This is a genomic window from Arthrobacter globiformis, from assembly GCF_003261175.1.
Classification (GTDB): domain Bacteria; phylum Actinomycetota; class Actinomycetes; order Actinomycetales; family Micrococcaceae; genus Arthrobacter; species Arthrobacter globiformis_A.
This window is the reverse complement of the sequence record NZ_QLNP01000077.1, coordinates 105,360-112,286: the sequence shown is the minus strand read 5'-3', so window position 1 is coordinate 112,286 and position 6,927 is coordinate 105,360. Positions and strand designations below refer to the sequence as shown.

General features: G+C 68.7%; 5 protein-coding genes. 1 reads left to right on the top strand and 4 read right to left on the bottom strand.

What is annotated here, in order from left to right; genetic code table 11:
* Together DBZ45_RS12060 and rsmI are read right to left on the bottom strand one after the other, a co-directional pair.
* Positions 1–1,433 (bottom strand): NAD-dependent succinate-semialdehyde dehydrogenase (locus DBZ45_RS12060; protein ID WP_111904148.1); only part of this gene is annotated, 1,433 nt, incomplete at its 3' end.
* Positions 1,434–1,643: 210 nt separating this feature from the next.
* Entirely contained in the window at positions 1,644–2,465 is an 822-nt protein-coding gene (gene rsmI / locus DBZ45_RS12055; RefSeq protein ID WP_111904147.1) for a 16S rRNA (cytidine(1402)-2'-O)-methyltransferase, read from the bottom strand.
* A 194-nt stretch (positions 2,466–2,659) separates the two neighbouring features.
* On the opposite strand from rsmI, the gene DBZ45_RS12050 reads away from it, so the two are divergent.
* Positions 2,660–4,366, top strand: coding sequence for a dolichyl-phosphate-mannose--protein mannosyltransferase (locus tag DBZ45_RS12050; RefSeq protein ID WP_111904136.1), 1,707 nt, complete (start codon positions 2,660–2,662; stop codon positions 4,364–4,366).
* A gap of 161 nt (positions 4,367–4,527) precedes the next feature.
* Here DBZ45_RS12050 and DBZ45_RS12045 read toward each other — a convergent pair whose 3' ends face one another.
* Together DBZ45_RS12045 and DBZ45_RS12040 are read right to left on the bottom strand one after the other, a co-directional pair.
* A complete protein-coding gene (locus DBZ45_RS12045) occupies positions 4,528–5,766 on the bottom strand; it encodes a TIGR01906 family membrane protein (RefSeq protein WP_111904135.1) in 1,239 nt (412 codons plus the stop codon).
* Positions 5,767–5,921: 155 nt separating this feature from the next.
* Positions 5,922–6,914 (bottom strand): stage II sporulation protein M, encoded by a 993-nt coding sequence (locus tag DBZ45_RS12040; protein ID WP_190243103.1) that lies wholly within the window; start codon positions 6,912–6,914, stop codon positions 5,922–5,924.
* Positions 6,915–6,927: the final 13 nt, after the last annotated feature.

Genomic DNA, 6,927 nt, shown 5'->3' with positions numbered 1-6,927 from the left:
CCGCCTTCACGGCCCAGGCCGGACTGCTTGACGCCGCCGAAGGGTGCCGCGGCGTTGGAGACGACGCCGGCGTTCAGGCCCAGCATGCCGGTCTCGAGCCGCTCGCCCATCCGGATGCCGCGGTTGAGGTCCTTCGTGAAGACGTAGGCCACCAGCCCGTATTCGGTGTTGTTGGCCAGGCGCACGGCCTCGTCCTCGGAGGAGAACGTGATGATCGGGGCGACCGGGCCGAAGATCTCCTCGGACAGGATCCGGGTTCCCTCGGTGACGCCCTTAAGGATGGTGGGCTGGTAGAAGTAGCCCGGCCCGTCCACGGGCGCGCCGCCCACCACGGTGGTGGCACCCGCGGAGACGGCATCGGTGACCAGTTCGTGGACCTTGTCCCGGCTCTTCGCGTCGATCAGCGGGCCCACCTTGGACTCGGGCTCGGTGCCGCGGGCGGTGGTCATGTCCTTCATCTTCGCGGCGAACTTCTCGGCGAATTCGTCGGCGACGGACTCGTGCACGATGAAGCGGTTCGCGGCGGTGCAGGCCTCGCCCATGTTCCGCAGCTTGGCCAGCATGGCGCCGGCGACGGCGGCATCGACGTCGGCGTCTTCAAACACCACGAACGGGGCGTTGCCGCCCAGTTCCATCGAGGTCCGCAGGACCGTCTCGGAGGCGTCGGACAGCAGCCGGCGGCCCACCTCGGTGGAACCGGTGAAGGAGAGCTTCCGCAGCCGGGAGTCCTTGATCAGCGGCCCGGTGGTGGCCCCTGCGCTGGAGGACGGAATCACGTTGAGCACCCCGGCTGGGAGGCCGGCCTCCTGCATCACGGCGGCGAACAGCATCGACGTCAAAGGGGTGAGCTTCGCGGGTTTGAGGACCATGGTGCAGCCGGCGGCGACGGCGGGGGCAATCTTGCGGGTGGCCATGGCCAGCGGGAAGTTCCACGGCGTGATCAGCAGGCACGGGCCCACCGGCTTCTTGGTCACCAGCAGCCGGGACTTGCCATCCGGGGAGACGGAGTAGCGGCCGAAGGCGCGGACGGCTTCCTCGGAGAACCAGCGCAGAAACTCGGCGCCATAGGTGACTTCGCCGCGTGCTTCGGCCAGCGGCTTGCCCATTTCCAAGGTCATGAGCAGGGCAAAGTCCTCGGCCCGCTCGGTAACCAGGTCAAAGGCCCGGCGCAGGATCTCTCCGCGCTCCCTGGCCGGCACCTTCGCCCAGGACTCCTGGGCGGCGGCGGCCGCGTCCAGGGCAGCGGCGCCGTCCTCGGCACCGGCGTCGGCGATGCTCAGCAGCACCTTCCCGGTGGCGGGATCCTCGACGTCGAACGTCTTGCCCGACGCCGCGGACCGCCACTCGCCATTGATGAGCAGGCCGGTGGGAACAGACGCGAGCAGTTCGCTTTCGCGTTCTGCGGTGGCAGTGGACTGTGTAGTAACAGACACGGTGACTCCCTCGTCAGCAATCGGATTGCCGGTTGTGTGCAGCTCCTGCACACGGCGTGCCGCCGCCTGCCGCCCGCTGCATGCTTGGCTGGATTAAAAGCCACGGTACTGCCCGCGTCTCGGCAGTGTCTACGCATCTGCGCACTGCCAGTCCCGCCATCCGTTGTGCAGCTGCACAGCGGGCCCGGCAGGCTCAGCAGAGCGAGGATGTCACCGCGCCGCGAGGACGGCGGAGTACAGTTCCCGCTTGCTCACGCGGGTTTCCTCGGCGACGGCTGCGACGGCTTCCTTGAGCCGGACACCCTTGGCCACGAGTTCATTGACGGCGGCGACACCGTCCTCGGGCGAGCCGGGCGCACGCTCCGGCGCGCCTGCCACCACCACGGCGATCTCGCCGCGCACCTCGTTGGCCTCCGCCCACTGCAGCATCTCCCGGAGCGAGCCGCGGAGGACCTCCTCGTAGGTCTTGGTGAGTTCCCGGCAGACCGCTGCCCGCCGGTCCGGGCCGAAGCGCTCGTGCAGGGCCCGCAGCATGGCCTCTAGCCGGTGCGGCGCCTCGAAGAAAACCATGGTGCGGCGTTCGGCGTCGAGATCGGCCAGGCGGGCGGACCGTTCGCCGGCCTTCCGCGGCAGGAACCCTTCGAAACAGAACCTGTCGGTGGGCAGGCCGGACAGGGCCAGGGCGGTGAGGACGGCCGACGGCCCGGGGACGGCCGTGACGGTGAGGCCCGCCGCCACCGCGCCTTCCACCAGCCGGAAGCCGGGGTCGGAGACTGCAGGCATGCCCGCGTCGGTGACCATGACGAGGGTCTTTCCGGAGCGGACCTGCTCCAGGAGTTCCGCGGTCTTCGTCGCCTCGTTGTGCTCGTGGTAGCTGATGATCCGCCCGCTCACGGCGACGTCCAGGCTCTGCACCAGGCGGTGCAGCCGCCGGGTGTCCTCGGCAGCCACGATGTCGGCCGTCGCCAGCAGCTCCACGAGCCGGGCGGAAGCGTCGCCCACGTTGCCGATGGGTGTTGCCGCCAGGACGATCCGTCCCGGACCGCCGCTGCGGGAGTCCTGCTCCCTTCTGCCGGCCCTCCCGCCATCCGGTTCTGAACCGGCGGGCGCCTCTGAATTGCTGGCGGGGTCGGAACTGCTGTCAGGGGCGGTGCTCGCTTCATGGTCCACGGATCCAGCCTACTGCCGTCCGGCGTTCTTCAAGCCGCGAACGGTAGCATGGGCTCGTGACGCAGACCTCCGTGCGCCCTGACGGGGCCGAACCACCGATTACCCCGGCTTCCGCACCCGCCACCGAAGACCGTGGCCCGCTCGGGAAGCGCTGGATCAGCCGCCCCTCGGAGGCCTTCACGGCCGACGCCCTCACCCGGCGCCTGATCGGCGGCATCCGCACCTGGCGGGACTACCCGCCGTCGCTGCGGCTCTGGTTCTGGCTGGTCCCCGCCCTGACGGCCGCCGTGGGCGGCGTCCTGCGGTTCGTCCGGCTGGATGCCCCCCGCAGCCTCGTTTTTGACGAGACGTACTACGTCAAGGACGGCTACTCGCTGCTGGTGAGCGGCTACGAGCGGAGCTGGCCGGACAAAGCCAACGACGCGTTCGTGGCCGGCAACCCCAACGTGCTGCTGACCACGCCCGAATACGTCGTGCACCCGCCCGTGGGCAAGTGGATGATCGCCGCAGGCATGTGGCTCTTCGGGGCCGATAACCCCTTCGGCTGGCGGTTCGCCGCGGCGCTGACCGGGACCCTGTCCGTGGCCCTTCTCGCGCTGATAGCCCAGAAGCTTTTCGGCTCCCTGGTCCTCGGCGGCGCAGCCGGCCTGCTGCTCGCCGTCGACGGGCACCACCTGGTCATGTCACGCACGTCGCTACTGGACATCTTCCTGATGTTCTGGGTCCTGGCGGCGTTCGGAGCGCTGCTGCTGGACCGCGACGACGGCCGGCGGCGGCTGGCGGCCCGGCTCGCCAGGCAGGCGGCCGCCTCCCCCACCGGCAGGCCGTCCACGCTCCAGCTGCTGTCCGGCCCCTGGCTGGGCGTCCGCTGGTGGCGGGTCGCGGCCGGCATCTGCCTGGGGCTGGCAGTCGGCACCAAGTGGTCGGCGCTGTTCTTCGTGGCCGGCTTCGGGCTGCTGACGGTGTTCTGGGACCTGAGCGCCCGACGGACCGCCGGCGTCCGCGGCTGGATCAGCGCCGGAATCATCAAGGACGGGCTCCTGGCCTTCGTCAGCATCGTGCCCGTGGCCGCCGTGACCTACGCCGCCAGCTGGACGGGATGGTTCCGGTCCACGGATGCCTACTACCGGCGCTGGGCGGAGGCGAACCCCAGCACGGAATGGGGCTGGCTGCCGGACTCCGTGCGGTCCCTGGCGCACTACCACCTTGAGGCCTACAAGTTCCACCAGGGGCTCAGCTCGGAGCACCCCTATGAGGCGAGCGCCTGGAGCTGGCTGGTGATGGGCAGGCCCACCTCGTTCTTCTACGAGTCCCCCAAGCAGGGCACCCCCGGCTGCGATTTCGCCAACTGCACCTCGGCCATCCTGTCCGTCGGCAACCCACTGATCTGGTGGAGCGCCGCCATAGCACTCGTCATCCTGCTGTTCTGGTGGGCGGGCAGGCGCGACTGGCGGGCCGGGGCCGTGCTGGCCGCCGTCGGCTCCGGCTACCTGCCGTGGTTCATGTACCCGGAACGGACCATGTTCTTCTTCTACGCGGTGTCCTTTGAACCCTTCCTGGTCCTGGCGCTCGTGTACTGCCTCGGCCTGGTACTGGGAAAAACCACCGACCCGCCGTGGCGCCGGCGCTCGGGGCTGTACGGCGTCGCCCTGTTCCTCGTGGCTGCGGTCCTGATCTCCTCCTTCTTCTACCCGGTCTGGACCGCCGAAATGATCACGTACCAGGACTGGCGGCTCAGGATGTGGATGCCTTCCTGGATCTGAGGCACGATTGCAGGCGGAGTCCGGACGTGATCATCAACCGAATCAAGACGCCGGGCATCCTGACACCGTCCCTCAAACTCAAGAGGGCCGCCGTCGTCAAAGACTATGAGGCGGAAATCGAGGAGCTGTACGGCCGAGCAGCCGTCCCTGCGGAAACGCCGCTACAGGTTCACGGGACGGACGTTGCCTGTCCGTGGAGCCTCATCGGCGCCGGCGTCGTCCTTCACGTCCCTGCCCTCTGCATCGCCCTCAGCATCGTTGCCCTTACGGCCCTTCTTGGCCGGGGCCAGTCCGCGGCGCCTGCGGGTGGGCCAGGTCAGGATCAGCGTCAGCACCGCTGTGATGAGGACAAGCGCGGCGATGACCAGGCCCGCGTCGATCCAGAACTGCCCGGGGAAGAGCCGGATCAGCGTATCCTCAAGCGCAAACGTCCAGGAGCCGGCGGCGAAGAAGATGCGGTGGAACTCGGTGAAGAACTGCTGCCACCCGAGGGCGGCGAGGGTGCCAAGGCCGATGATGAGCACCAGCGTCACAATGGAGCCGGCGAACAGCCCCCGGCGCACTCCGCCGGGCGTGCGCCGCCGCAGGTAGATGATGGCGATGATGCTGATCAGGATCATCAGGGCCCCTGCTCCGAACGCGGACAGGAAGACGAGCTTCACGTCGGCCATGTGGCTGACCTCGCCGTCCTTGAACAGCTTTTCACCGCTGCGGTTAACCAGTTCGCCCAGGTAGCGCGGACCGGACCAGTTGCTCAGGTAGTCCACGGCGTAGGAGCCGTAGGTCATGCGGTCGTCCGCGTTGAAGCCGTAGCCGTCCCCGGGGAACCCGGGCCGGTGGTACTCCACCCAGAGGAAGAGCGGGCTGGTCACGGCGCGCACGGCCAGGACCAGGAGGATGACGGGGTAGAAGATGGCCAGCAATACCTGGAGGAACCGGGGCAGCACCGGCTTGGCCCTGGCTGCCTGCTCCCGCTCGGCGTTGCGGCGCTCCACTTCCTCCTGCGGAGGGCGTACCTGCAGGGCGGAGGTGGGGAGGGGCTCCCTGTAGTGGGTGCCCATGGAGGAGGAACCAGCCGCAGACGGCTGGCGAAACTCCGTCTGCCGATCTGTCTCAGCGTCCTGGCTTGCCGCAGCGTCCCGGCCCGCCTCCTTGTTCGGGTCGGTCCCGGCTCCCCCGGCGGCAGCCGCCTCCGCCGCCTTGCGGTCGGCACGGCTTTCCGGCTGCGCCGCGGCAGGACCGGTAGCGCCCTCCTCCTCGGCGGCGCGTGCTGCAGGCGCGGGCTTCATCCAGTCAAACGCCGGCTCGTCGGTGTCCTCCGCGGGATCCAGCGCAGGGTTTGCCGCCGGATCCAGCCGCGGATCAAGGCGTCCGGACGGGGTCGGAGTATTGTCTTTCACTGCAGCTTCACTTCCGTAGGCGTCCACGCTCCGAGGCCACCGGGAATGCCGGGGCCGGGCAGCGCTTTGTATCTCCCCAAGAGCCTACCGTCAGCCGCTCCGGCACCGCGATGTGCCACCCCGCCACGGCAGGAATAATCAGCCGGCGGTAATAATCAGGCTGCAAGTTCTGTATAGCCAGCGTCCTGGCTGCCCAAGTCGCCGCGCGCGCCGGCGCGGTAAGCCCGTCCCCCGCAGACCAGCACATACCACCAGTATGCCGCCAGCACCGCCGCGCCGATACTGATCTTCGCCCACACCGGCAAAGTGCTGGGCGTAACGAAACCCTCCACGAGCCCTGAGACAAACAGCACCAGGACGAGGCCAAGCGCGACCGTGATCATGGACCGGCCCTCCACTGCGACGGCGCGGGACCGGGTCCGGGTGCCCGGCGACACCATCGCCCAAAAGATTCTCAGCCCTGCCGCGCAGGCAACGAACACTGCCGTCAGCTCCATGAGCCCGTGCGGCAGGATGTAACTGAAGAACACCTCCGTCTTTCCCACTGCGGCGAACATCCCGGCAGCCACCCCCGCTCCCTGGGCGTTGGCGAACAGGATCATGGGCACCCAGAAACCCGTGATGCCCAGGGCAACGGCCTGGGCACTGATCCAGGCATTGTTGGTCCACACGGCCCCGGCAAACGACGCCGCCGGGTTCTCCGAGTAGTAGTCAATAAAGTCCTGCTCCACGTACCGCTGCACTTCCCTTTCCGTGGCAACGGCACGCAGGGCTTCGGGGGAAGTGCCAATCCACAGGGCGAAGGCGCAGCCAACCAGGCAGAACGCGGCGCCGCAGGCCACGGTCAGCCAGCGGATCCGGTACAGCGCGGCCGGGAGGGCCAGCACAAAGAACTGCGCCAGGTCCTCCATGAAGTTCGACCGTGCCCCGGTGAAGCGGGTGCGCGCCTGCGCCAAAGTGGCGGACAGGGAGGCGGACAGGCCGCTTTCCGGTCCGGTGGAACGCAGCAGGGAGAGGTGGGCGGAGGTCACCTGGTACAGGCGCAGCAGTTCATCGGCGTCGGCACCGCTCAGGCGCCGCTGGTGCGCAAGGTGATGCAGCCGCGACCACGTGTCAGAGTTGACGGCGGAGAAGGCGTCCATGTCCACGCTCCTACCCTAG